The organism is Thermomonas sp. (assembly GCF_035369645.1).
Taxonomy (GTDB): Bacteria; Pseudomonadota; Gammaproteobacteria; order Xanthomonadales; family Xanthomonadaceae; genus Thermomonas.
In genome coordinates this window covers 50,310-74,763 of sequence record NZ_DAOOUM010000004.1, presented here as the reverse complement: position 1 = coordinate 74,763, position 24,454 = coordinate 50,310, and the positions used below count along the sequence as shown (strand labels likewise).

The window sequence follows — 24,454 nt, the reverse complement described above, 5'->3', positions numbered from 1 at the left end:
GGGGTGTGCAATGCGCTGGAAACCTTGTTGGTGCATCGCGAAATTGCCGATGCTTTCTTGCCGCCTGCATTGGCCGCACTCAAGCAACGGGGGGTGCAAGTACGTGGCGATGCCGCCACGCAAGCCTTCGATGCCAGTGTGGTGGCGGCCAGCGACGCCGATTACGCCGCCGAGTTTCTGGATCTCATCATTGCGGTACGGGTCGTGGACAGCCTGGATGCGGCCATCGCGCATATCCAGCGCTACACCTCCGACCACACCGAAGTCATTGCCACCGACGATGCCGCCGCTGCGGATGCCTTCATTCGTGCCATTCGAAGTTCGGCGGTGATGATCAACGCCAGCTCGCGCTTCAATGACGGCGGGCAGTTGGGCTTGGGTGCGGAAATCGGCATTTCCACTACGCGCCTGCACGCCTACGGGCCGATGGGTGTAGAAGCCCTGACCATCGAGCGTTTTGTGCTGCATGGCAACGGACAGGTGCGGCACCCAGAACGGCTAAATCCGTGTTGAAATAGACCGGATCTTGGCTGCTTAAACGACACCAACGACGATTGATGCGCATTCCGGACAGGTGGACATAAGCAATTCGCGCTATGCCTTATCGCAAATAGGATAGGCCGCCACGGTGACTCTAGACTCCAGAAATTCGCAGGCTGCGCCTGCATTGTTTCGTGGGGAGCACATCGCATGGTACGCGCAGCGAAAACCGCTTCGAGTCTCGTTCTTAGTCTGTTGGGTTTGGTACTTGCCAGTCCTATCGTGCATGCCGGATGCGCTCCGGATGCAGGGGGGGGGGCGCTAGCCTCGCCTTTGCAACAATCTGCACCCGTGGCGCAGCAGGCCAGTGCACCTGCGCAATCAGCAGCCCCGCAATCTGCAAGCACGGATGCCGCCGAAAACGATACCCGGCAAGCCTTGTTGGCCATGGGCAAGCTGGAAGATGCCGATACCGCGTTGGCGATGGCGGCCGATGGTGCCGCGTTGTACGAGCGCGAAAAGGTCAAACTGGACGGCTACGCTTATTGCAGCCAAGCCGTGGAGTTGGCCGAGAAGGGCGAGTTCCGCGAAAGTACCCAAGCCGCCAGCAAGGCCTTGCATGTGGCCTTGCAAACCGGCAATAAGGACTTGCTAGGCAAGGCCTATCGTGATTTGGCGATCGCTTTTAGCTATGGCGGCCAGTTGGAACGTGCCGAACAATTTGCCAATCTTGCGCTGAAGTACCCAGGCCAAGACCCCACCCAAGTCAATGGCCCTGCGCGTAAGGTATTGGGCGATGTGCGAACACGCCAGGCCAACTATGCCGAGGCCATTGCACTGTATGAGCAGGCACTGGGCGAAAGTTCGGAGCGTTTCCGTCCACTGGTGCAGGCATCGCTGGCCAACGCCTTGATTTTGTCCGGCGATGTGCCGCGTGCCCGCAGCACACTGGATGCGATCAAGGTCCCCGACGATGCGCGCCAACGTGCGCAGTTGCAGCGCACACGCGGCCGCTTGCTGCTGGCCGAGCAAAAGCCTGCCGAGGCACTGGCGCTGTATCAGCAGTTGGCCAATGCGCCTGCCGATGGTGATGAAGATTTTTACCGCGCCTGGGCCTTGGATGGCATGTCCAAGAGCCAAGCTGCCATGGGGCAGGACGCCGAAGCCGCACAATCGCTGGATCAGGCGATTGGCGTGTTCGACAAGGCGCGCTCGCAGTTCCGCAGTGACGAATTCAAGATGGGCCTGTTCTCCGATCTGCAGTCAGTGTTCGAACGCGCCATTTCTCTGCACAGCAAATTGGGGCAGGCCGATCAAGCCTTCGACATCAGCGAGCGTAGTCGCTCCCGCGCCTTGCTGGATGCGGTGGCCGGGCGTGCCGATATCGATCGTGGTGAAGCTGCGGCACTGGATGCCAAAGCCCTGCAAGCGATGCTCAAGCCGGATGAAGTGGTGGTGGCTTTCCACACGCTGCCGGATCGGTTGGTGGCGTGGGTGCTTTCAAATGACGGGGTGCGCGAAGTCAAGTTCCCAGTCACTTTGCCGCGTGCCGACTTGGTGCGTTTGGTCGATGCCTATCGTGATGCGTTGATTCGCTTGAGCCCCAACGCACAGGCGGTGAGCGACAAGATTGGTCAATTGTTATTGGCGCCGCTCGATGTTGCTGCGGGTAAGCGCATCATCATCGTGCCGCACGGACCGCTGCATTATTTGCCGTTCCAAGCGCTACGGTTGGATGGCAAATACCTGATTCAGCGCAACCCGATGTCGATTGCGCCTTCGATCAGTGTGGCCGCGCGTTTGGCCCAGCGCACGCCCACCACAACCGCGGAGTTGCTTGCGTTTGGCAACCCGGCGGTTAATCCGGAAGTGGCCAATCCACTGCCCGGTGCTGAAAAAGAGGTGCACGAGCTGGCAAAAGAATTCCCAGGTGCCAAGTTGTTCTTCCGCGAGCAGGCCAATAAAGATAATTTCGAGGCCAATGCGCCGCAGTCTAAGTTGGTACACATCGCCGCCCATGCCATGGCCGACACCCTGGATCCACTGCATTCCAAAGTGTTGCTGGCGGATGAAAACGGCCAAGCCAACTATCTGGAAGCCAAAGATGTCTTGGGGCTGAAGCTGGGCAACGTGGCGATGGTGGCGTTGTCTGCATGTGAGTCAGGGCTTGGCCGAGTGGAGAACGGCGACGAAGTGCTGGGCTTCACGCGCTCGTTCTTGTCGGCGGGTACGTCCACCTTATTGGTTTCGCTATGGCCGGTATCGGATGCCGCCACCGAGCACCTGATGACCACGCTTTATACCGATCTAGCCAAGGGCATCGAGGTGCAAGACGCCATGCGGGATGCGCAATTGGCGGTGATGGCGAATGCGGAAACCGCACACCCCTATTACTGGGCACCGTTCAACTTGATTGGTAACTGGCGTTTGAAGGTGGTCAAGTGAAGCGGTCGGGGCAGGGACACAGGACGAACATGATGGATACCCAAACGATGCACAGGAATCTGCTGACGGCCGCATTGTTGCTGGCGTGTGTGCCGATGGCACAGGCTGCTGATGGCAGCGACGCTGGGCCGCAACAAGCGACGCCGCCACAACAGGCACAGGCCTTGGCCGAGCCGCAAATGGCCGGACAAACGCAGGCTAGCTTCATGTTGCAAGGGGTGGAATTTGCCGGTGCCACCGGGGTGCCCGAAAGCGAGTTGCAAGCGGCGGCCGCAGGAATGGTGGGCCAAATGGTGGGGTTTCAAGATCTGGAAAAAATCGCCGCCAAGGCCGCTGAGATCTACCACAAGCATGGATTTGCGCTGGTGCAAGTCTTCGTGCCGGTGCAAGAGGTGAAAGATGGTCGGGTCAAGTTGCAGGTCGTGGAAGGGCAATTGGGGGATGTAACCATCGAGCTTGCCCCTGGAACGCCTTTGCACAAAGAACGTGTTGCCAAAACACTGGCGATTCTTGAGCCAGGCAAGCCCTTGAATGGCCGCAATTACGAGCGCGCTATGCTGCTGCTCTCCGACTTGCCCGGCATCAAACCACAATCGGCTATTTCCGCAGGCACCGCCTCAGGGGCCACCGATTTGAAAGTGCTGGTGAGCGAGCGCGATCGGCTCAAGTTTGGTGTGGAATTAGACGATTACGGCACGCGCGATTCCGGGCGTTATCGTTTGACCGGCAGCATGCGTTGGGCCAGCCCATTCGAGCGTGGTGACAACCTCGACCTGCGCATCATGGCAGCACAGGGCATGCACACCGCGTTTGGTCGCATTTCTTACGAATCGCCCGTGGGCTATTCCGGTCTGCGTATCGGTGGTGGCTTGGCGCGTGTGCAATATGAATTAGGTGGGCCCTTTGCCCCGCTCAAACCCACCGGGCTTGGCAATGTGGCGGATGTGTCCTTCAGCTATCCGCTGATCCGGCAACGCAGCACCAACTTGTTTTTGCGCGGTGTGCTGGACAATAAGTCTTTGACTGATCGGTTTGAAGCCGTTGGCTTTGAAACGCGCAAGCGTATCCACGGGATCGGGCTTGGGCTATCGCTTGAAAACCGCGATCGCTTTGGTGGTGGCGGCTATACCAGCGTGAATGCGCAGGCCTATCACGGCACCTTGAGTCTGCGTGACGCAATGAGTCAGGCGTTCGATAAGCCCCCGTTTGGCTACGACACCGAAGGGGACTTCAGTAAATTCACCCTGCAATTGGCACGGCTGCAATATCTGGCGCCAAAATTGAGCCTGTTCCTAGGCACAGGCATGCAGCGCGCCAGCAAGAATCTGGACACCTACGAAAAATTGTCTCTGGGTGGCCCCAAGGCGGTGCGTGCGTACGCCAGCGGTGAAGTGTTGGTGGACGATGGCTGGCTGGCGACGGTTGAAATGCGCTATGCACTGAGGCCGGAAGCCAGCTTGTTTGCTTTCTATGACGCCGCCCACGGTGATCAATTCCACACACCACGGGCAATTGACGGGGACGTGTCGCGTAGCTTGCGTGGCTATGGGGTTGGCTTCAACTGGAGCAAGCCGGACAAGGTCACCATCAACCTGAGTATTGCTTGGCGCGCAAGCGGGCCGGGCCTGACCGACGGTGGGGATCGGAATCCTCGCGTGTTTTGGTCGATTCAGAAAGCATTTTGAGGAGAGCTGGCATGCGCATGAATAAGACGAATCGCAAGCAACTACAGAGCCTGCGCCGGCGGCATTTGGCCTCTGCCTTGGTGGCCGCTATGGCGATGCCCATCGCACCGGCAGTGGCGCAGAGTTTGCCGAGTTCCGGAAATGTCGTTTCCGGATCGGCCAGTATTGAATACTCCGGAAATAATGTCGTCATCACCCAAACCACCAAGGGCGCGATCATCAATTGGGGTGACTTCAGTATTGGCTATGGCTACGGCGCAACGTTTGACCAGCAGTTCGGTGCCAGTAGTGTCACCTTGAACCGTGTCGTTGGCTTTGGCTACGGCTACGGCGGTAGCGCCTCCTTCATTGATGGCAATTTGACCTCGAACGGAAGCGTGTTCCTGATCAACCCATCTGGCATCACGTTTGGTAGTGGTGCCGTGCTGAATGTGGGAAGTGTTGTGGCATCAACCATGGATATCACCAATGCCAACTTCCTCACTGGCGTGGACAGTGGGCACTATCAGTTTGAGCCGATGACCAATGTGGGCGCTCAAACTGTCATGGTTTATAACGGTGCCCAGATCAACACGTCAGCTGCGGGAACCGTGGCGCTGCTGGGACGACAGATACTCAATCAGGGCGATATCACCACTCCTGGTGGCAGCGTGCTGTTTGGCTCGGCAGAAAACGTCACTCTGGATTTTCAAGGCGACGGACTGACGATGCTGACCATCACCGGCCCAGGAATTGCGAAACCGGGCAGCTTTGGTTGTCCGTCGCTGCCATGCCCAGCTCCAGTCAATCCTGCACTTATCAATGTCGGCACGATTACCGCGGATGGCGGGCAAATTTTGATGCGCACGGCGATGACTTCGGGTGGTGTCGGCGGCAATATTATTGCCGGTGGCACACTACGCGCGCGCAGCCTTGTCAGTCGAAGTGGGCGTGTGGAATTGACCACCGACGGGGACTTGCAGTTGGGTGCCCCTGGATACTATTCGGGATCGGATACTCCCACCGTTGGGATTATTGACGCGACAGGTGGCGCTTATCAAGGCGGGACAGTATTGCTGCAAGGTGGTCATATTCAATTGATTAATGACGAAGCATTTGGTGGGTCTCTTCCTGCATCGAATGGGAGTTGGATCCTTGCCGACGGTAATGCAGGTGGCGGCCGGATTGAGTTGCAATCGGGTAGCACGGTTGATCTGCAGTCCCTTACCTTGTTGAGTGCCAATAGCGTGACGGGTGCAGCCGGCACGATTAATGTCGTGGCCAATAGCGGAATCACATCGATGGGTGATGTGACTGCCAGTTCCAAAGGGAACAATGGTGGCAGCATTACTTTGGATGCCGGAACCGGCGCTTTGCAGATCTTCGGCAATGTCCATGCTTTGGGGGCCATCAATGGTGGGCAGGTGACCGCCACAGGCACCGATGTGATCTTGGCCCAAGCCTCCACCGTCAATACCAATGGCAGCAGTGGTGCAGGTGGGCATATCAGCTTGAATGCTTCCAACTACCTCGCGGCTTATGGCGCCTTGTTGGCTCGTGGCGCATCTGCGGCTGGCTCCATCTTCACACACAGTGGCGGGGTATTTGACTTGCGGGGGCTACAAGTCGATGCGGGCTCCAATACTGCGGTGGGCACATGGACGTTAGATGTGCCTGATCTGGTGGTTGTCAATGGCAGCCAAGTCGGTAGTGAGGCAAATCCGGTTTATGGCTACACCTTGCAAGACGCCGAAATTAACTATGCCTTCTACAACGGTACCAATGTCGTTCTGAATTCAAACGCAGATGTCCAGTTCAACGCCGCACAAATTTATTCGGACAACGCGGCGCGTCTCTCGTTGGCGGTGAATGCGGTGGGCAGTATTACCGGCAATGGATTCTCCATCGCGGCATCCAACGGCGCACTGGATATGGCTTTCAATGCCAATTCTGGGGGGGGCGCGCCCGGGGCTGGTGGCATCAGTTTTGGTAATGCCACTTTGCTCAGTATGGGCGGCAATATCCTGATGTACGGGCAATCCGATTTGGTCAATGGCACGGCCAGTGGTGCCACCAGCGGGATTTCGCTTGCCGCCGTTGACCTCAATACGGGTGGCGGCAATGTGCTGATGCGTGGCAGTAGTGTGGGCTCGGACAATGGCGCAGGGGTGCGGGTTTTCAACAGTACGATCGATGCCGGCAGCGGCGGCGTGACGCTTTACGGCGTGGGCGCTGGGTTGGCCAGCGGCGTCAGTTTGGACGGTAGCAATTTTACGGTTGGCGCGCCGGGGATTCACATCGACGGGCATAGCGCCACGATGGATGGCGTACATGCCACGGGCAGTGATTTGACCGTGACCGGCGGCGATATCGATCTCACCGGCATAGGTGCGATCCATGGTGTGTATTTTGATGGTGGGCTGTACAGCACCGGTGGCAATATCCGCGTGCATGGCGAAGGTGGCAGCGCAAATGGCACCACCATTACCGGGGTAGTCGATAGTGCGGGCGGAGGGATCGATATCTACGGCTCCAGCACCGGCGCGATGGGCTTGGTGTTGGGAGGTGGCGACTACGCGGGGGTAACCAGCGGTGGCGGCAATATCGTATTGCATGGCGATGGTGCGACCGGGGGCGTCGCCCTATACCGGGGGCATTTCTCAGGCGATAGCGTCGATAGTCACGGAGGCTCATTGACCGTCACGGGTAATGCCAGTGGGGCGGGTGCGATAGGCGTCAATGCGGATGGGGTTGGGCTGACATCAGGAGCCGGGGCGCTACACGTAGCCGGCAATGCACCACAAGGCGTGGGGATTCAATTCCTCAACGGCGCAGGCGTGACCACCACCACCGGTGCGATTGGCCTGTACGGCACCGGCGCCAGCTTTGGTTTGGATGTGGCAAACGGTGGGATCACCACCAATAGCGGCAATATCACCTTGGATGGCACCGCTACGGCGGCCACTGCTACGGCCGGCGTGCGGGTGACCGGCAATGGTTTGGTGACCAATGGCGGCACGATCCAAGTGACCGGCCACAGCGCCGGTGGTGCGGGTGTGCAGTTGGGCGATGGGAGTAATCCGTTTGCGGTAGGCAGCAGCGGCGGCGCGATCAGTATCAGCGGCGTGGGCGTGAATGCCGGCGTATTGATGCAGAACAATCAAGTCAATAGTGGCGGCGGTGCGGTGGCCATCACCGGCAGCGGCAATGCACTGGGCGTGTCCTTGAGCAACGGCGGCGTGACCAGCGCCGGTGGCGATATCGACATCAATGGGGATGCTGCGGCCAGTGGTGGCGTAGGGGTGTTGCTGTCTGCTGCACCGCTGAACAGTGGTGCAGGGCATATTGTTGTACATGGTGATGCCGCACAAGGCGCGGGGATCCAGTTCGCCAACGGCGCAGGCGTGACCACCACCACCGGTGCGATTGGCCTGTACGGCACCGGCGCCAGCTTTGGTTTGGATGTGGCAAACGGTGGGATCACCACCAATAGCGGCAATATCACCTTGGATGGCACCGCTACGGCGGCCACTGCTACGGCCGGCGTGCGGGTGACCGGCAATGGTTTGGTGACCAATGGCGGCACGATCCAAGTGACCGGCCACAGCGCCGGTGGTGCGGGTGTGCAGTTGGGCGATGGGAGTAATCCGTTTGCGGTAGGCAGCAGCGGCGGCGCGATCAGTATCAGCGGCGTGGGCGTGAATGCCGGCGTATTGATGCAGAACAATCAAGTCAATAGTGGCGGCGGTGCGGTGGCCATCACCGGCAGCGGCAATGCACTGGGCGTGTCCTTGAGCAACGGCGGCGTGACCAGCGCCGGCGGCGATATCGACATCAATGGGGATGCTGCGGCCAGTGGTGGCGTGGGTGTGGATCTCAATGCCACTCTCACGTCCGGTGCCGGTGCGGTCAAAGTGCGCGGTATTGCGGCTTCAGGAAGTGGCCTTCAACTGGGGGCTGCATCAGGGATCAACACCACCACGGGTGGCATTGCTTTGACTGGTGTTGGTGTTACCAGTGGCCTGACCATTGGCGGTGGCACCATTGCAACGACCAGTGGCCATGTGGATCTGCGTGGACGCAGTACCGGTGCCAATTCGGATGGTTTGGCCATTGCCAATGGGGTCACCGTTTCCAGCAATGGCGGCGGTATCGAATTGAGTGGTGAAGGAACTGCGGCTGGCCTGCGTTTGGGTAATGGTTCGCTGGTGGATGCCGGAAATAGCTTAGTGGTGTTGCGTGCAGCCAACGGCGGAGCTGGTGATGCCTTGGTGTTGGGCGGCAATATTCGCAGCAGTCTTGGTGTAAACCTGCGCCCAGGCGGCGTGGATGCCAATGGCGGTGTCTATGACCGTGCCGGCGACCAAATTTTGTTGGGTAACGGCAATGGTTTTGCCATCAGTAATGATGAATTGAGTCGTATCAGTGCACCGGAATTGGTCATCGGTAGCAGCCTGCATGCGGGTGCAATTCGGGTGCAAGAGGCGATCACCCGTGCCGGTAATTTGACCTTGCAAAATGGCGGCGGCAATGGTGGCATCGATGTGCAAGCTGCGGTGAATGTGGGTAACTACACCTTGGCGCTGGCCAGTGGTGGCAGCATCACCCAATCGGCCAGCGGTGCAATCCTTGCGCATAGCTTGCTGGCAAATGCTGCCGGTGATGTGTTGCTGGGTGTTGCACAAAACGATGTTGCCAGCACCACGTTGGCGGGTTCTGCGGGTGGCAACTTCCAATTCCAGGATACCAATGATTTGGCAATTGGTAGTGTGTCGGCGACAGGCTTCAATGCAAGCACAGGCCAGCTATCAAGTATGAGCGCCACGGGCGTCACCGCAAGTGGTGATGCGATGGTGCGCAACCTTGCCGGCGATATGACTCTCAATGCCGGCGTGACGGCGACCAATATCGATTTGGTTACGGCCGGACGTTTGCAAAATGCTGCAGGTGCCAAGCTGATCGCCAGTGGGGATTGGCGCGTGTGGGCGGCAACGTGGACGGGTGAAACCCGTGGCGGTCTGGCAGGTGACGGTAATCTGCCCAATCTCTACGGCTGCGTCTATCTAGGTGCCTGTGGGGTGACAGTGGGGAGTGGTGATAACCACTTCATCTATACCCAGCAGCCCATTGCCACGATCACGATGGGCAATGCGTCGCGGGAGTATGGTTTGGATAACCCCGCATTCACCTTTATCGTGACCGGTGCAATCCTTGGCGATACTGCGGCCAATGTCGCCAATGGGACGGCGACATCTGTGGCAACGAAGGGTAGTGATGTTGGTAACTACGCAATCCTGGGCAACTTTACCTCGGCAGCCGGGTATCGCATCCAACTGATGCCAGGTACCTTGAGTATTACCCCGGCCACCTTATTCTTCACTGCCGATCCGTTTGTGCGTTACTTGGGTGGCCCCAATCCGGTCTTTACCGGGACGGTCGAAGGGTTCCGCAATGGCGATACGCAGCAAAGTGTGTTTGGAAGTGGCAATATCTGGTCGTCGCCGGCTGGCGCACTTTCGTCGGTGGGGTATTACCCCGTCAACGGGGGCACTAGCGCCAAAAACTATGTGTTCGCGCAGGCATCTGGCAACGCAACGGCTTTGCATGTCATTCCATTGCCACAAATGTCCTCCACGCCGGTGGATTTTGTGCGCGAAACCGTGGACACCTATGTGTATGACCGCAATTTCGGGGCGGCACCGGTGTGTGCGGTGAATGCAACGCTGGATGATCAGGCATTGGCATCAAGTGGAGATGGTTTGGCCAACGAGTGGTCGAAGGTGCGCTCACGTCCAAACCTGACCAACTGTTTTGATAGTGAGAAACGCAGCAGTTGCGGGGATTTCTAAGCCAACAGCCCCCGGACAACCGGGGGCTATTGGTTTCAGCAGGTCTAGGCCGAACGGGGTATCGAAATTCGCCCTGGTCTAGCGCACACTGAAACCATGCAGGCTGCCGCCTGACGTGCGCATAGCGCATGGAACCAATCGGGCCGTAAGGCTACAACTTTGACGAGGATGCAACGATGAGCATGAAGACAATTTTGCATGGTGCGCTGATGGTGGCCTTGTTTGCAAGTGGCGGCACTGTGTTGGCACAAGACGCCCAAAAAGCACCCCCGCAGGCGCAGGAAGCTCCCTCAGTGGATTCCATCATTGGCACGCTGAAGACTGACAATGCCGGACAGTCCGCCGGGCAGACCCGCGCACTGCGCCCTGGGGCTGCTTCGATGGCCACCACCGCGCCGGCCCCAGCTCCGGTAGCTACCAAACCTGCCAAGGCAGCTTCGATCAATATGCAGATCAATTTTGAATTCAATTCTGATCGCATTTCCGGCAGTTCTGAAAACACCATGGCCAATCTGGCCGCAGCACTGGCTTCACCGCAACTACAGGATCGCAAGTTCACCGTCATCGGACATACCGACGGCAAGGGCACGGCGGAATACAACAAAGCACTATCCGATCGCCGTGCCAATTCTGTGCGTCGCTACCTCGTGGATCACGGCGTCGCGGCGGCGCGTTTGCGTTCCGTGGGTAAAGGTAAGAGCGAATTGTTGAACAAGAACGACCCTTTTGCCGCTGAGAATCGTCGGGTGGAAATTTTGGCAACCGGTGGTTGATTGGTTGAGGCGCTAGGCTGAAAAGGGGCGTTTGCAGTGCCGATTCAAGTGGTCAATACGGCGATGCTTCAATGCTCGTTCGGCGTAGCACCTTCAACGTTGATGGTGACGCCCGAGAACCGCGTGCTCTCGGGCTTCCAACCAGCGGCAACCATCATGGATTTCATCCCCATGAAAAACATCATGCCGTTTGGAATGTGCATCACCCCCAGCAATCCGATGGTGGCAGCAGCAACGGCCGCAGCGTTGGGCGTGTTGACCCCGCAACCTTGCATACCTGTTGTGGTGAGTCCCTGGAAACCTGGCGCACCCACGGTGCTGATTGGCGGCATTCCCGCACTCGACAATATCAGCACCAATCAATGCATGTGGGGTGGCGTCATCATGATCACAAGCCCGGGCCAATTTACAGAAATGATTCCATGAGGTCAGGCGTAAGAGCCTGCAAATTCGTTGTGATGCAGATGCAATACATGCGAAGGGCGACAAATGTCGCCCTTTGTGTTTTGAAGTCTTGGCAGACCATGATCAGCCTGCAAGATTTCCCAATGAGCTGGCAGCATTGCCGATGGCCTGGGTGGCACCTGCGATCGCAGATTGAGCACCCGCTACAGCATTATTGGCTGCTTGTGCGGCAGCATTACTGGCTTGGGTGACGGCGGCCTGCGCGGTAGCAACGGCTGCTTGCGCTGTTTGGCCTGCGGAGGCGACGGCACTTTGTGCAGCAGTTTGTGCCGAATTGAGTGCGCCTTGTGCTGCATTATTTAAGGCTTGCTGGGCTTGCTGCGCGGCTTGGTTGGCTTGCGTCAATGCTTGCTGGGCCATTTGGTTGGCCTGCTGCTGCGCCTGTGCCGCGGCCTGTTCGGCTGTATTCAGCGCGCTCTGTGCGGCATCACCCACTTGTTGTTGCGCCGAATCCACCGCCGCCATCGCTTGATCGACAGCCCCGTTAACGGTGTCGTTGACTTGGTTGCGTACCGAATTGACCGCGCCCTTGGCCTGATCAATCGCACTCTTGGCGGTGTCGCGCACGGTTTGTTGGGCCTGCTGCACAGCGCCTTTGGCGGTGTCGATGGCTTGGTGCGCAGCCTGATTAGCCGTGGCTTGCGCATCATCCAGCGCGGTCATTGCCTGATCCATAGCCCCCATCGCCTGATCAGCCAATGCGTCGGCTTGATCCAGCATGTCATCCGCGTGATCTAGCAGTGGGCCCGCCACATTGTTCAGAGCATTCACGGCATTGCCCAATGCGTTATTGGCCGCGGCTGCGCGCCGTGCCAAGGCATCGCGCAGAGCATTCACATACGGACAACTGGAGGCGGGAAGGTCGACCGGAAGATTAGGGAACGAGGTGGGCAATGAATCCAAGGCGCCACGCACATCGCCCAAAGCATCGCGTGCGCGATCCATGACTTCCGATCGCGCCTTTGCCAAAGCATTGGTTGCAGCATTGCGTAGCAACTCTTGTGCATGGTCGATGGCACCATTGGCGGCATCGAGGGCTTGATTGACACCGTTTTCGATCAGATTCGTGGCCCGATCCACCATCGCCATTGCGCGGTCGATTTGCTCCTGGGCGGCGGCTTCTGCCGTATTCATCGCACTATCAAGCGCTTGGTTGGCAGTATCGAGCGCGCCTTTCACCATATTGCGTGCTTGCTGCTGCGCGGCATCAACGGCGGCATTGGCTTGGTTGAGTGCGTTTTGCGCGGCGGCACCGGCCTGCGCGCGCGCTTCATTCAAGGCGGCATTGGCTTGGCCCAAAGCATTGTTCGCCATGTCGTTGGCGGCGTTGCGGGCGTTGTCGAGCGCGGCGTTGGCTTGTTGCAACGCACTTTGTGCCGCAGCGCCCGCTTGCCCAACAGCCGCTTGTGCCGCTTGTTGGGCTTGCGTAATAGCCCCACTGGCTGCACCGGCAGCGGCAGTGGCCGCATTGGAGACAGCAGTTTGGGCTTCCCTGATGGCACCTTGCGCGGCCTGTGCTGCTTGCTGCGTGGCTGCATTGGCGGCTTGTTGTGCTTGTTGGACAGCACTGCCAGCGGCGTTGCCGATGCTGGGTAGTCCTTCGGTCAAGGATTCAAACATGATCAGCCTCCCTGCGCCCGGCGGAAGTCGCTGTAGGCGGCGGCTGTCCACATTTCGATGAGCATGGCGCGGTCGATTTGGGAGCTGCTGCGGTCGGCCAGGATGCCGACAATGGAAGGATCACCGGCGACTCGATCGTTGCCAAACAACGAACAAGCCAAGGCATACGATGCAATCGCACGCTGGGTTTTCAGACCTGCTTTCTGGCAATGCGCGATCACCGCATCCAGTTCGGCATCGAGTTGATCCAGTTGCAGCGGTGCTTTGCCCCCAAAATGTTGATTGAGGAAATCGGCTAAATTGTTGCGTAATTGGGTTTGCCCAATCGTCGTCAACTGTTTGCGGTCGAGCTCGAGCATGATGCATCTGCTCCTAGGCTGCTGCGGACAGCGGCAGAACCGCGGATCCCTGCTGGTGATCGCGGGCAAAGTAGAGCGCATGCTGGGTGTCACGCGCTTCTACGTAACAGCCATGAATGGGGCCAAAAAACACATGGTGCTGCTGTTCGTTGAAGGTTGGCACCACGGTGCGGAAAGCGCGGGGGTCATAAAAGCGGAACAGCATGGACTCGCCGCCGGGTGCTGCCACGCGCAAGATCCGACGCAGGTGCGAGCGCAAGGCCAGCATGGAGGTATCAGCATCGGTCACCAGCACGATACCCCAATGGGCATTCCAGCCATCGCGCAGGGCCAATTGTGTCACCGAGGAACCACTGCGCAATGGGATCAAATAGGGCGCTGCTGCTGCCAACATTGGGTCAAGATCGCCAGAAAACAAGCACATCGCATCCGGTGCATGCTGCTGCAACAGTGCCGGCAGGTTATCGATACCAGCCCCATCCAGTACGGCAAAGGCAGGGCGCCCTTGGCCGAAGATTGCCCGTTGCAACTGTTCGTACTGACCCTGACCAATCACGAAGACTTTTCCGTTATGCGTAGGTGTGTCGGTGTTGCCCGTGGTGTCATCGCGCCCCCCCACAGGCACAATGCTTCCGGGGTACACCTGTTCAATACGCAAGGGCGTGCTGAATCCGGACATGTCAGCTCCTACCCTGCTCAAAATGGGCTTGAGTAGCCGGGGGCGTCATCAGCGGATTCGAGTGCTTCCAATGCATGACGTGCGGCCTCACATTCGGCGCAGAACGGCAGTTTTTGTGCGTGGGCATTTTTCAGGCCGGCTGCCTGCAGCTGTTGTATGGCATTTGTCACAGCGCCGGCGGTGTTCTTGATGGCCTCGACTGCCTTCTTTGGCTTGTCGGCTTTTTCTGCCTTTTGCGCCTTCATCGCAGGCAGGCCACTGCCACCGGAATTGATCATCACCATCGTGCCATTGATCATCACCCCGGCAGACGACAGCATGATGGACGCGCCACCGGCTTTCAGGCTGAGCACCGCGCCGGCGTCCAATACAAGATTGGCCCCCGCCTTGATGTCGATATTTGCGCCGGCGGAGAGTGCGGCATTGGCACCGGCGCTGAGGTGGGTGTTGGCACCGGCGGTGAGCATCATATTGACACCTGCATCGACATGATGATGGGTGCCGACGGTCAAATAGTGCTCTTTGGATACGGTAGTGGCTTGGTTTTCGCCAATCGAAAGTGTCTGATTTTTGCCAATGCTCAAGTCGGCATTTTCACCAATCGACTCGGTGCGATGCTTGCCGATGGTGAGGTGGGACTCCACCCCGATATTCTCGGTGCGGTTGTTGCCCGTGCGTAACTGCAAGTCTTTCTGCGCATGTACGAAAATTTCTTCGCTGCCTTTTTTGTCCTCAAAGCGCAGTTCATTGAAGCCACCGCCGCCTTTGGATGACAGCGTCTTGATGGTGGAGCGGGTGGCATCTGCAGGAAAGTTGAGTGGTGGCACGTTGGGGCCGTTATAGACGCAGCCAACCACTAGTGGACGGTCGGGATTGCCCTCCAGGAAATCCACCACAACTTCCATCCCGACGCGTGGCAGGAACATGGTGCCATAACCATTGCCGGCCCACAGCTGCGCCACCCGCACCCAGCATGAGGCTTTGTCGTCGGTGGTGTTGTTGCTGCGCTGTGAAACTTTGCGATCCCAGTGAAAGCGCACCTTGATGCGACCGGCATCGTCGGTATAGATTTCATTGCCTTGTGCGCCCACCACCATCGCCGTTTGCGGCCCGCGTACCAGCCCGCGTGGTGTGTTGATGGGGGCACGATAGACGTGGTCATTTTTTTGCAAGGTGAAGGTATTACGGTATTTGGCGCCGTCGAAATTGCCCAGCAGATTGTTGTTGCCACGATGCTGGACGCTAAGCACCATGTACTCGGCGTTGAATTCTTCGCGCGAGTGATCTTCCAGCGTAAATACATGGCCGGGTGTGAGCTCACGCACTTGGCTTTCACCCGAGTAGCTCATATGGCTGGCTTCTTCCGCCTCCATCATGATTTTGCTCAAATGGCTGCCCGCTGGGGTCTTGCCTTGTGCATCGAAGCCACCGTAATAGCGGTAGCGTTCGGTATCGATCTCGTTGCCGATTTTCAGGAGAGTTGGTGTGTTTTCGCTCAGGACGGTTTTGTTTTTGTAATCCCAGTCGGAGAGCGAGGCTTTACGGGTGCGGATCTGTTGATCTGATAGCAGTTTACGGATGGCGTCAGAACCGCCGGCGCGCCCGGAGTGATGGAATGGGATGTGTGCCGGAACCAGTTTTGGATTGGCACTTTTGTTGTCGGTGAATACCAAGATGTGCTTGGAGTCTTCGCTTTCGTTGTGGCGGAAATAGTAGTAGATGCCCTCGCGTTCGATCAGACGCGAAATGAAGTCGAAGGAGGTTTCGTTGTACTGCGTGCAGTACTCGAGGTTTGGGTAGGTTGCGTTTAGTTCGAGCTTATAGTCATCAAACCCAAATTCACCAAAAATCATGTCGATGATGTCGGGCACCGACAGGTTCTGAAAAATACGGCAATCCTCGTTCTGGGTTAGAAACCAGAACCACGGCACGATGTCGCATTCGTAGCAGTAGATGTCCTGATCCTTGCTGCCAGAAGCTGGCAGTGTGCCGGTAATGGCAAAGCGCGACACATAGCCATTCCAGTGGCGTTGGCCGCCGCTGTGGTGGGTATCGAAGGTTTCGATACGCAAAATGGCACTTTTGCCGATGATGTTTTCGGGAAGGATGTCGGCGCTTTCGGAAAGGAGCTTCAAGCGGAACTCAAAGAGCTTGGAAACACCTTCTTGACCTGACATTTCTTCAATCAGCAAGTCATCCTCCCCATAGGCCTTGGGAGTGAGGAAGAACATCCGGTTGCTGGTTGAGATTTTTGGCATGGCAGGAGTGACCGTTATCGGTGACTATCCTCGTTGCATTTCACGCAATGCAACATTCGTCCGAAGTGCTATGCAGACGGGCGCAGAAGGGGTGTGGCATAGGGCGAAGGGCCTAGAACGTGATGCTGGGGATGCGGCATTGTGAGACGGCCTTCGCATTCCTGATGCGCCCCCTGCGCCGCCAGTTGCACGGCACAGGGGGCGGCGTGGCTCAAGACACCGCGTAATTGAACTGGCCATCCTCGCCAATCGAGATGTTGATGCTGCCGATGCCGCCGCCTTCGGCCATCCGTTCCAGCACATAGCCGGACACCTCTGGCAGCACCGTGCCGGTCAGGATGTTGTCGATATTGCGGGCCCCCGAATCTACTTCGGTGCAACGTTGGGTGATGGCATCGACCACGGCTTCGTCGTAATTGAATTCGGCACCGTGGTTGGCCTTGATGCGCTTGCCGATCTTATTAAGTTTCAGGCGCACGATCTTGCGCATGTTTTCATCGCGCAATGGGTAGTAAGGCACCACCGCAGTGCGGCCTAGGAACGCAGGCTTGAACACGCGATTGAGTTCGGGCTTGAGCAGGTCATTGAGATATTCGACCGTGGGCACCTCCTCGGAGGCGTTGCAGGCTTGCATCACCAAGTCGGTGCCGGCATTGGAGGTGAGGATGATCAGGGTGTTGCGGAAGTCGATTTCGCGGCCTTCGCCATCTTCCATGCGGCCCTTGTCGAAGACTTGGAAGAACAACTCCAACACGTCCGGGTGGGCTTTTTCGATTTCATCCAGCAACACCACCGAATACGGCCGACGCCGCACGGCTTCGGTTAGCACGCCGCCCTCGCCATAGCCCACATAGCCGGGTGGGCTGCCTTTGAGGCTGGAAACCGTATGCGCTTCTTGGTACTCGGACATCGCAATGGTGATCATGCTGCGCTCGCCGCCGTACAGGGCGTCGGCCAGTGCGATCGCGGTTTCGGTCTTGCCCACGCCCGAGGTGCCTACCAGCAGGAACACGCCTTTGGGCTTGTCCGGGTCTTCGAGGTTGGCCCGCGAGGTGCGCACGCGCTGGGCGATCGCATCCAGCGCATGGCTTTGGCCAATGACGCGTTCTTCCAGCGATTCTTTCAGTTTGAGCACGGTCTGGATTTCATCGGCCACCATGCGCCCGACGGGGATACCCGTCCAGCCGGCGATGATCTGTGCCACTGCGTTGGCGTCCACCACCGGCAGCATCATCGGTTCAAAGCCTTGCAAGGTTTTCAGTTCACCGCGCAAGACATTGAGCGTGGCCACCGCATCGGCACGGGTGGGGTCGTCGGCGGCCAGCGCTTCCACTTTGTCCAGTTCGGCGTGAATCTTGGCCACCAATTCTTTTTCTTGGGCGAAGCGCGCCTCGTCGGTGGCCAGCGTTGCGCTGAGTGCGCTAGTTTCATCGCCAATATCAGTCAACCGCTTGCTGTGGTCGGCACCACCTGCAGCTTCTTTTTCCAACTGCGCACGTTCGGTGGCCAGCACATCCAGCCGCCGGCGGGCATCTTCAATTTTTGCCGGCGTAGCATTTTGGCCGATGGCGATTTTGGCGCAGGCGGTGTCCAGCACGCTGACCGCTTTGTCTGGCAATTGCCGGCCGGGAATGAAACGTGAGCTGAGTTTGACGGCCTCGGTGATGGCTTCATCCAGGATGCGCACTTTGTGGTGCGCGGCCATCGCTTGGCCCACACCACGCAGCATCGAAATCGCTTTGTCGTCGTCAGGCTCATCGACCTTTACCACTTGGAACCGGCGGGTCAGGGCCGGGTCTTTTTCGAAATATTTTTTGTACTCGCTCCACGTGGTGGCTGCAATCGTGCGCATTTCGCCGCGCGCCAGTGCGGGCTTGAGCAGATTGGCGGCGTCGTTTTGGCCGGCTGCGCCACCGGCACCAATCAAGGTGTGTGCCTCATCAATAAACATGATGATGGGCTTGGGGCTGGATTTGACTTCTTCGATCACGCCTTTCAAGCGGTTTTCAAATTCGCCCTTCACCGATGCGCCGGCCTGCAACAGGCCCAAGTCCAGCGAGAGCAGCTCCACGCCCTGTAGTTGCGGCGGCACATCATTGGCGGCCACACGCAGGGCCAGGCCTTCCACCACCGCGGTTTTACCCACGCCTGCTTCACCGGTGAGGATGGGGTTGTTTTGGCGGCGGCGGGTGAGCACATCCACCATCAGGCGAATTTCCGAGTCGCGCCCCAATACCGGATCAAGCTGGCCATCGCGGGCGCGCTGGGTCAGGTTGATGCAGTACTGGTCCAGATTCGGGGTCTTGCTGGGCCGCCCGCCCGTTGGTGCGGCACCGGGGGTGCCAGCATCGCCGCCCACGGCGGCACCGGCATCACCCAAGGCGCGCGCATCGCGGGCTTCGGACGAGGCTTCGGTGAGGGCGTGGAAATTTTTGGTGAGTGTTTCAAGATTGATTTTTTCCAGCGAGCGCGCACTGACACTGACCAGCCGGCGCAATTCAGCATCGGCCAGCAGTGCAATCAAGATATGCCCGCTGCGAATCTTGGCTTCGCCAAATTCAATCGAGGCCCAGCCCCATGCGGCTTCAAACAATTTGGGCAGCATGGCCGACAGCGCCGGGGTGCGCTGATTGCCGGTCTTGAAGCCATCCAGTGCCTTGCCCAGTTCGCGTTCCAGTGCTTCGGGGGCGATTTCGAACTGGCGCAGGATGCGGCGAATGTCGGTGTTTTCCACCTCCATCAATTTGACCAACACGTGTTCCACTTCGACTTCGTAATGCCCGCGCGACATGCACAGGCCTGCTGCGCCCTCCATCGCGCCGCGCACAGTGGTGTTCAGTCGCGCGATGAGCGCACGCAGGTTCAGTGCCATGATTGACCTCCCATTGCAGAAAAGTGAAATTCGGTTTCAGTGGTTGGATGGGGGCCGCGCCGTCCACGCAGCCATGTGTTCCAGCCCAGTTGCGGGCGGTCATCGCCACGCGCACCTAGACGTAGGGGCGGGACTTGATCGGCGGGCAGCGACAAACGCACGCGCAGATCCAGAGCCAGCCCTGTCAAGAAACGGGTTAGCTCCATGAGATCGGACAGGCGTGGGCCACGTGGCAAAAGGGCATTAAATTTTTGGCGGCTCAGTGGCCCAATGCTCAGGTGTAACGTCGTTTGCCGGTCCCAATAGTGCGAGCCCAGCACGCAGCCATCGCCCAATTGATGGCTCTTGCGGCCTAGGCGGGTGCGCGCAGCACGGGTGATCGGTTGCCAGGTACCCAAGCAGCCGGTGGTTTGCACGGGGGCACCCACCACGGCGGACAGGACTTGTGCGATGGCGCGTTCGCCATGCGGGCGTTGTGCAATTAGGCCTGAGAAATACACCATCGCCGCACCCGGCAATGGTTTTGTCGGGGTGGTGGCGCGTCGATTGGGATGCAAGCGCGCTTGTAGCGCGGGAGTGCCCAAACCCACGACGTGTTCCAAATAACGCAGTACCGAATTTTGAAAGCCAAATTGGCGGCCGATTTCAGGCCGATGCTTGGCCCATGCCAGCCAAAACAGCGCCACCAAGCGGTGGTTGAAAATGTCTAGAAATTCTTGCGCGCTGTGGTCACGGGCAACCCGGCGTGCGATGAGTAGTTCGGTGTAATTGCGCGGCAAAACTCCGGAGGGGCCGGTGAGGCCAAGAAAATTCACACATAGGCGGGTGTTGTTGTCACCAACTTCGATCGAATGCAGTTCAGCGGGAGGAAAGGCCAACGATGCAGGTGTGATGAAGCGTAGCGGGCCTGGCCGCGCACCACTGCCGCGGCCATCAAAACCATTGGTGCCGTACAGCAGGCGCACGGCTTGAAAAAAGCCGAACCGTGCAGGCTGTGCACGCAGGCGTTCCAGTGCGGGGCGCATCGGGTCTATATCGATGGATGCATCGCCGTCGTTGATGGGGGCTGAAGTGGCTCCGGTGGTCATACCAGCGGCAGGCTCCCGCTGCGCGGTGCAAACTGCACCATCCAGTCCTCGCGTTGTTCCGTGCGCACACTCAAGCGCGTGTACGAATTGGCCGTGCAGTACAGCGCAAAAAAACGATCCAACACGCAGGCCATCAAATACACACCGGAGCCGACGTATTGGTTTTCATCGAAGCGCAGCTCGATTTCGGTGCCGCGCACGAAGGCTTGCCGTGGTGCACGTCCGACCCGCGTGACCGAAGGGTAGCCAGAGACATTGACGATGCCGGAAATTTGCTTGCGCAAACTGCCGGAGTCGGCAAAGTTGTACAGGTTCAAGATTTCCAGCAGGGCTTCACGCCCGCCATCGACAATGGATAAATGGTTGAGCGAAAGGTGTGAGATCAGCCGCCATTGATTGGCTTGGCGCATGGGTGCGCGCCAGGTGGCGCTGGGCTTTTTCAGCATGCGGGCACCGGAAATGACGCCCCCTTGCTCGGGTTGCAGCAGACTATCTTCACCACCAAATGGCAGTTGCGAGGGCAGGTCGCGGTTGGTGCAAGTCAGGCTGACGGACAGGGTATCCACGCTGGGAGTATTGGGATCCATGTCGCGGTCCACCAAGCTCAACATCACGTCCGTACCGTCATCGTTGGGCAAGAGTGAGGGCCGCCGCTGCAGGTACCAGTAGTGGCCTTCGCCATCATCGTGCAATGCGTGCTGCACAGAATACGCAGGATGAAATTCCACTGAATCGCTGCCACCCGGAGTACGGCTGAACTTGCGCACCCAATCCACCGAATACACCTCTAGCCCAAGCGGACGGCGCACATCGGGAACGATTTGGTAGTCGTGGCGTTCTTGGGTCAGGCGGATGGGTTCGCCTTGTTGCTTGAACAAATTGACCACTGGCGTGCAAAACAGCCGGAAGGTATCGGCCGAGACGGTTTGTTCGAGTCGTTGCAGGCGCTCGGGGCGACCGAAGGGGTTGAATTCGATAGCGATTTCAACCGCATTTTTGAAGCGCGAAACATCCAAGCCGGTCAAATCCACAAAGAGAAATTTCTCTGGCAAGACGAAATATTCTTGCAGCAGTCGATAGCCAAGGAACGAGCGTTGGTCATAGTCCAGCAGGGATTCGTCTTCGCCAAATCCCACGGGCTGTAGGGCCGAGGCGGGGAGTCGTAATGGTGCGACTTGTGGTTCGCCTTCCGGGGCGCGCAGGGTGATGTTGGCGGCGGAGTTCAACAGGAGCTCGTGCAGTGCATGCACTAGCGGGCTTTCGCCCTCCAGATAAAAGCGCAAGCGCTGGATTGGCAATTGCGATAGCGGTTGTTGGCCGGTCGTTTCGATGCGTAAGCGCAATGTTGCGACGGTGTCGTGGCGGGTCACCGCAAACGCGGAACGCTCGGCGGCTTCCAGTTGTGCCTGCGCGATGCGAATAGGCCACACATCGACCGCATAAGCGGTGCGGTAACGCACTTGCAAGCCATTCACTGGCCGACTCAGCAAGGTGCTATGGCGTGGGAACTCTTGCATTTCGCTGATGTCGGTCCCCGTAGCCAATTGCAGTTGTGCCACCGACATGGATGGCACGGGACGCAAGAAGTGTGGGTACAGCACCGACAGCATGGCTTCGGTGATTTGTGGGAATTCGTCGTCGAGCTTTTTGTGGATGCGCGCGGTCAGAAACGAAAATGACTCGATCATCCGCTCGACGTGTGGGTCTTCGCAGACTTCGCCTTCCATCTGCAAGCGCGAGGCGATTTTCGGGTACTTGGCGGCGAACTCCTTCGACAGGCGTCGCAGGTAGGTCAGTTCGTTCTCGTAATACGGCAGCAGATCGTCGAGCATGGCGTTCCTGCAGCAAGGCCCGGGTGGCGCGACATGCGCGCCCGGGGATAGCTACAGGCTAGATAGCCATCGACAAGACGGCCATTTGCCGGAAGGTGTATGCCATGCCGGCAAATGGGGGTTGTGGGCTATTCCTCAACGCAAAGCTCGTCATCGGGCACCGCGCAATCACGCAGGCCCACTGGTGCGCCACGGGTCTTGATACCGCTATCGGCAGCGCTGCCAGCCACCGATTTTGGCAATAGCAGCCACATTTGTACCGGTTGATTGGTGGCCAAGGCCATCTTGCCGGCTTTGTCGCCAAATCCCCAGAAGAAGTCACCGCGCACGCTGCCGCGAATTGCACCGCCGGTGTCTTGGGCAAAGACCAACCGACGCATTGGTGCGGAGCTGCCGGGTTGGGTGCCAGAAATAAATACGGGCGCACCGAGCGGTGTGGCGCGTGGATCGACTGCCATTGATCGGCCGGCACTCAAAGGGACGCCCAGCGCGCCAATCGGGCCTTCTGGGCCATCACCGATGCGCCGGAAAAACACATAGCTAGGATCTGGGATGCCTGTGCTTGGCACCGCCACGCCACTGCCCACGGCTTGTCCAGCTGCCTTGCTGCCGGCCACGCCTTCATATTCGGACATATCCATTTTTGCGGCAGATTTGCCGCTGCCTGCGGTTGTCGCCGCGGCTTTGCTAGGCGTGGGCTTGGGGGTGCTGATGGCATCGGCCACCGCCAGTGCATCCTCGTTGCTGGCGTTGTAGGTTTCGTTAGCCACGGGAGCGGTCAGTAGCAACTGGATCATCGCTTCGACCGAGCTAGAGTCAACCTTGCCTTGCCCCGAGGAAGCGATATGTGTGACCGGGCGTGCCACTTTGGATTTGCCTTGTGGCCGTGCTTTGCTGTGGATGCTTGGCGCCGAGCCTGTCGCAGCAGTTCCGCCACCTTGCAGTGCTGCCACGATGCGTGCCACTTCGGCATCCACGGCGCTGTTGCCGCCGGGTTTTTTCATGCCGCGGGTACCGCCGGGAACTTCAACCTCCACTGGCGCATCCAGCCCGCGTGCCTTGATGGCCAGCAGCATGGCATCGGTATCGCCACGGGTGGCATTGGGCATGAACGGATGACCGTTTTGTTCGGCATAGGCCAAGCGGATCAGGCCGCCATCCTTGAGCTGGATTTTGCCGGAGCCTTGAATTTGCATGGAATAAAGCTTGTACGGATCGGCCACCCATGCCAATACCGGTGCATTGATGCCGCTGGCGTCGATTTGTTGCCGTGTGTAGTAAGGCCGCACGGTGCTGCCATCGATACGCACGCGGTAACGTTTGTCGCGTGGATTGGGCGCGCCACCGGCCAAGTCGATACGGTATTCACGCGCACCCGCCTCGCCAGTTTCAGCCCCTTGAAGCTGGCCATTGGCGACCTTCATCCAACGTGTCTGCTGGCCAGCCACAGTGCGCGAATCCACCATGTACATGTCGCCAGGGATGCCATAAATAGGGTAGCGATAGGCACCTTGCTGGGTCAGTGAGCCGGAAATCATCGGCTCGAAATAGCCGGTCAGTTTGCCGGTTGCACTGCGGGTGGGCGTGAGCATCTGATAGGCATAGAACTCGTCGTGCATGAACTGGCGCATGGCCGCGTCTTCGCGCGGTAGCTTGGCCAGTTTTGCGCACAGCGGTGCCCACGCACTGCGGCGTTTCATTGCCTTGCAGTTGGTGTTGAAGTTGGCATACATCTCGCCCAAGCTTTCATCGCCCCAACCCGGAATTTCATCCAGCAAAATAGGGACATACGCCGCGTTGCGGGTGGCGAATGCGGGGCCGAGGTCGGGATTGACGGGTGCCTGTGGCGGCATATCCTGCGCGCTTTGTGCGGCCGCAATGGTGCTGATGGCAATCCCCAGCATCAGCATCGGGCTGCGCAATCGTGCCAATAATTGTGTGCGCTGCGGTTTTGGTTGGGTGCGGATCATGGGCAGGTCTCCACGGCCAAGATGGGCCGCGCATACTGCTCAGGCTGCGCTGGACACGCGGGTGGGACAATACGGCAGATGCACTATGGCCGCCGTTGCA

At 58.6% G+C, this 24,454-nt stretch carries 13 protein-coding genes and 1 pseudogene; 6 read left to right on the top strand and 8 right to left on the bottom strand.

What is annotated here, in order from left to right:
- From PK789_RS01655 to PK789_RS01630, 6 genes and pseudogenes are all read left to right on the top strand, one after another.
- Positions 1-513, top strand: a pseudogene (locus PK789_RS01655) (glutamate-5-semialdehyde dehydrogenase); the annotation flags it as partial.
- Positions 514-831: 318 nt separating this feature from the next.
- Positions 832-2,925, top strand: coding sequence for a CHAT domain-containing protein (locus tag PK789_RS01650; protein ID WP_324306589.1), 2,094 nt, complete (start codon positions 832-834; stop codon positions 2,923-2,925).
- A gap of 47 nt (positions 2,926-2,972) precedes the next feature.
- Positions 2,973-4,610, top strand: a complete 1,638-nt coding sequence (locus tag PK789_RS01645) for a ShlB/FhaC/HecB family hemolysin secretion/activation protein (protein WP_324306588.1) — start codon at positions 2,973-2,975, stop codon at positions 4,608-4,610.
- 17 nt (positions 4,611-4,627) lie between these two features.
- Positions 4,628-10,438 carry a two-partner secretion domain-containing protein gene (locus tag PK789_RS01640; protein WP_324306587.1) on the top strand — a complete coding sequence of 1,937 codons (5,811 nt, stop codon included), beginning with the start codon at positions 4,628-4,630 and terminating at the stop codon, positions 10,436-10,438.
- A gap of 176 nt (positions 10,439-10,614) precedes the next feature.
- A complete protein-coding gene (locus tag PK789_RS01635; protein ID WP_324306586.1) occupies positions 10,615-11,211 on the top strand; it encodes an OmpA family protein in 597 nt (198 codons plus the stop codon).
- A 36-nt stretch (positions 11,212-11,247) separates the two neighbouring features.
- Positions 11,248-11,637 carry a DUF4280 domain-containing protein gene (locus PK789_RS01630; RefSeq protein ID WP_324306585.1) on the top strand — a complete coding sequence of 130 codons (390 nt, stop codon included), beginning with the start codon at positions 11,248-11,250 and terminating at the stop codon, positions 11,635-11,637.
- A 102-nt stretch (positions 11,638-11,739) separates the two neighbouring features.
- On the opposite strand, the gene PK789_RS01625 is transcribed toward PK789_RS01630, so the two are convergent.
- The 8 genes from PK789_RS01625 to PK789_RS01590 all read right to left on the bottom strand — a co-directional run bounded on the left by PK789_RS01625 (position 11,740) and on the right by PK789_RS01590 (position 24,354).
- A complete protein-coding gene (locus PK789_RS01625) occupies positions 11,740-13,296 on the bottom strand; it encodes a hypothetical protein (RefSeq protein WP_324306584.1) in 1,557 nt (518 codons plus the stop codon).
- 2 nt (positions 13,297-13,298) lie between these two features.
- Entirely contained in the window at positions 13,299-13,655 is a 357-nt protein-coding gene (locus PK789_RS01620) for a hypothetical protein (RefSeq protein WP_324306583.1), read from the bottom strand.
- Positions 13,656-13,668: 13 nt separating this feature from the next.
- Positions 13,669-14,334, bottom strand: coding sequence for a DUF4123 domain-containing protein (locus PK789_RS01615; protein WP_324306582.1), 666 nt, complete (start codon positions 14,332-14,334; stop codon positions 13,669-13,671).
- Positions 14,335-14,351: 17 nt separating this feature from the next.
- Entirely contained in the window at positions 14,352-16,592 is a 2,241-nt protein-coding gene (locus PK789_RS01610; protein WP_324306581.1) for a type VI secretion system Vgr family protein, read from the bottom strand.
- A gap of 211 nt (positions 16,593-16,803) precedes the next feature.
- Positions 16,804-19,464, bottom strand: a complete 2,661-nt coding sequence (gene tssH, locus PK789_RS01605; RefSeq protein ID WP_324306580.1) for a type VI secretion system ATPase TssH — start codon at positions 19,462-19,464, stop codon at positions 16,804-16,806.
- The gene (gene tssG / locus PK789_RS01600; RefSeq protein WP_324306579.1) at positions 19,455-20,552 is read right to left on the bottom strand and encodes a type VI secretion system baseplate subunit TssG; all 1,098 of its coding nucleotides are present in this window, start codon (positions 20,550-20,552) and stop codon (positions 19,455-19,457) included. The genes tssH and tssG overlap by 10 nt, the downstream gene beginning before the upstream one ends.
- Positions 20,549-22,384: a type VI secretion system baseplate subunit TssF gene (gene tssF, locus PK789_RS01595; RefSeq protein ID WP_324306578.1), complete on the bottom strand. Its 1,836-nt coding sequence runs from the start codon at positions 22,382-22,384 to the stop codon at positions 20,549-20,551. The genes tssG and tssF overlap by 4 nt, the downstream gene beginning before the upstream one ends.
- 128 nt (positions 22,385-22,512) lie before the next feature.
- On the bottom strand, positions 22,513-24,354 hold the full coding sequence (locus PK789_RS01590) for an MltA domain-containing protein (RefSeq protein ID WP_324306577.1): 1,842 nt from the start codon (positions 24,352-24,354) through the stop codon (positions 22,513-22,515).
- Positions 24,355-24,454: the final 100 nt, after the last annotated feature.

What these genes read in the sequence shown, in the direction of transcription:
- tssH (WP_324306580.1), bottom strand. Translation starts at nt 19,464, where the DNA reads ATGGCACTGAACCTGCGTGCGCTCATCGCGCGACTGAACACCACTGTG.
- PK789_RS01620 (WP_324306583.1), bottom strand. Translation starts at nt 13,655, where the DNA reads ATGCTCGAGCTCGACCGCAAACAGTTGACGACGATTGGGCAAACCCAA.
- PK789_RS01610 (WP_324306581.1), bottom strand. Translation starts at nt 16,592, where the DNA reads ATGCCAAAAATCTCAACCAGCAACCGGATGTTCTTCCTCACTCCCAAG.
- PK789_RS01615 (WP_324306582.1), bottom strand. Translation starts at nt 14,334, where the DNA reads ATGTCCGGATTCAGCACGCCCTTGCGTATTGAACAGGTGTACCCCGGA.
- PK789_RS01645 (WP_324306588.1), top strand. Translation starts at nt 2,973, where the DNA reads ATGCACAGGAATCTGCTGACGGCCGCATTGTTGCTGGCGTGTGTGCCG.
- PK789_RS01640 (WP_324306587.1), top strand. Translation starts at nt 4,628, where the DNA reads ATGAATAAGACGAATCGCAAGCAACTACAGAGCCTGCGCCGGCGGCAT.
- PK789_RS01590 (WP_324306577.1), bottom strand. Translation starts at nt 24,354, where the DNA reads ATGATCCGCACCCAACCAAAACCGCAGCGCACACAATTATTGGCACGA.
- tssG (WP_324306579.1), bottom strand. Translation starts at nt 20,552, where the DNA reads ATGACCACCGGAGCCACTTCAGCCCCCATCAACGACGGCGATGCATCC.
- tssF (WP_324306578.1), bottom strand. Translation starts at nt 22,384, where the DNA reads ATGCTCGACGATCTGCTGCCGTATTACGAGAACGAACTGACCTACCTG.
- PK789_RS01625 (WP_324306584.1), bottom strand. Translation starts at nt 13,296, where the DNA reads ATGTTTGAATCCTTGACCGAAGGACTACCCAGCATCGGCAACGCCGCT.
- PK789_RS01635 (WP_324306586.1), top strand. Translation starts at nt 10,615, where the DNA reads ATGAGCATGAAGACAATTTTGCATGGTGCGCTGATGGTGGCCTTGTTT.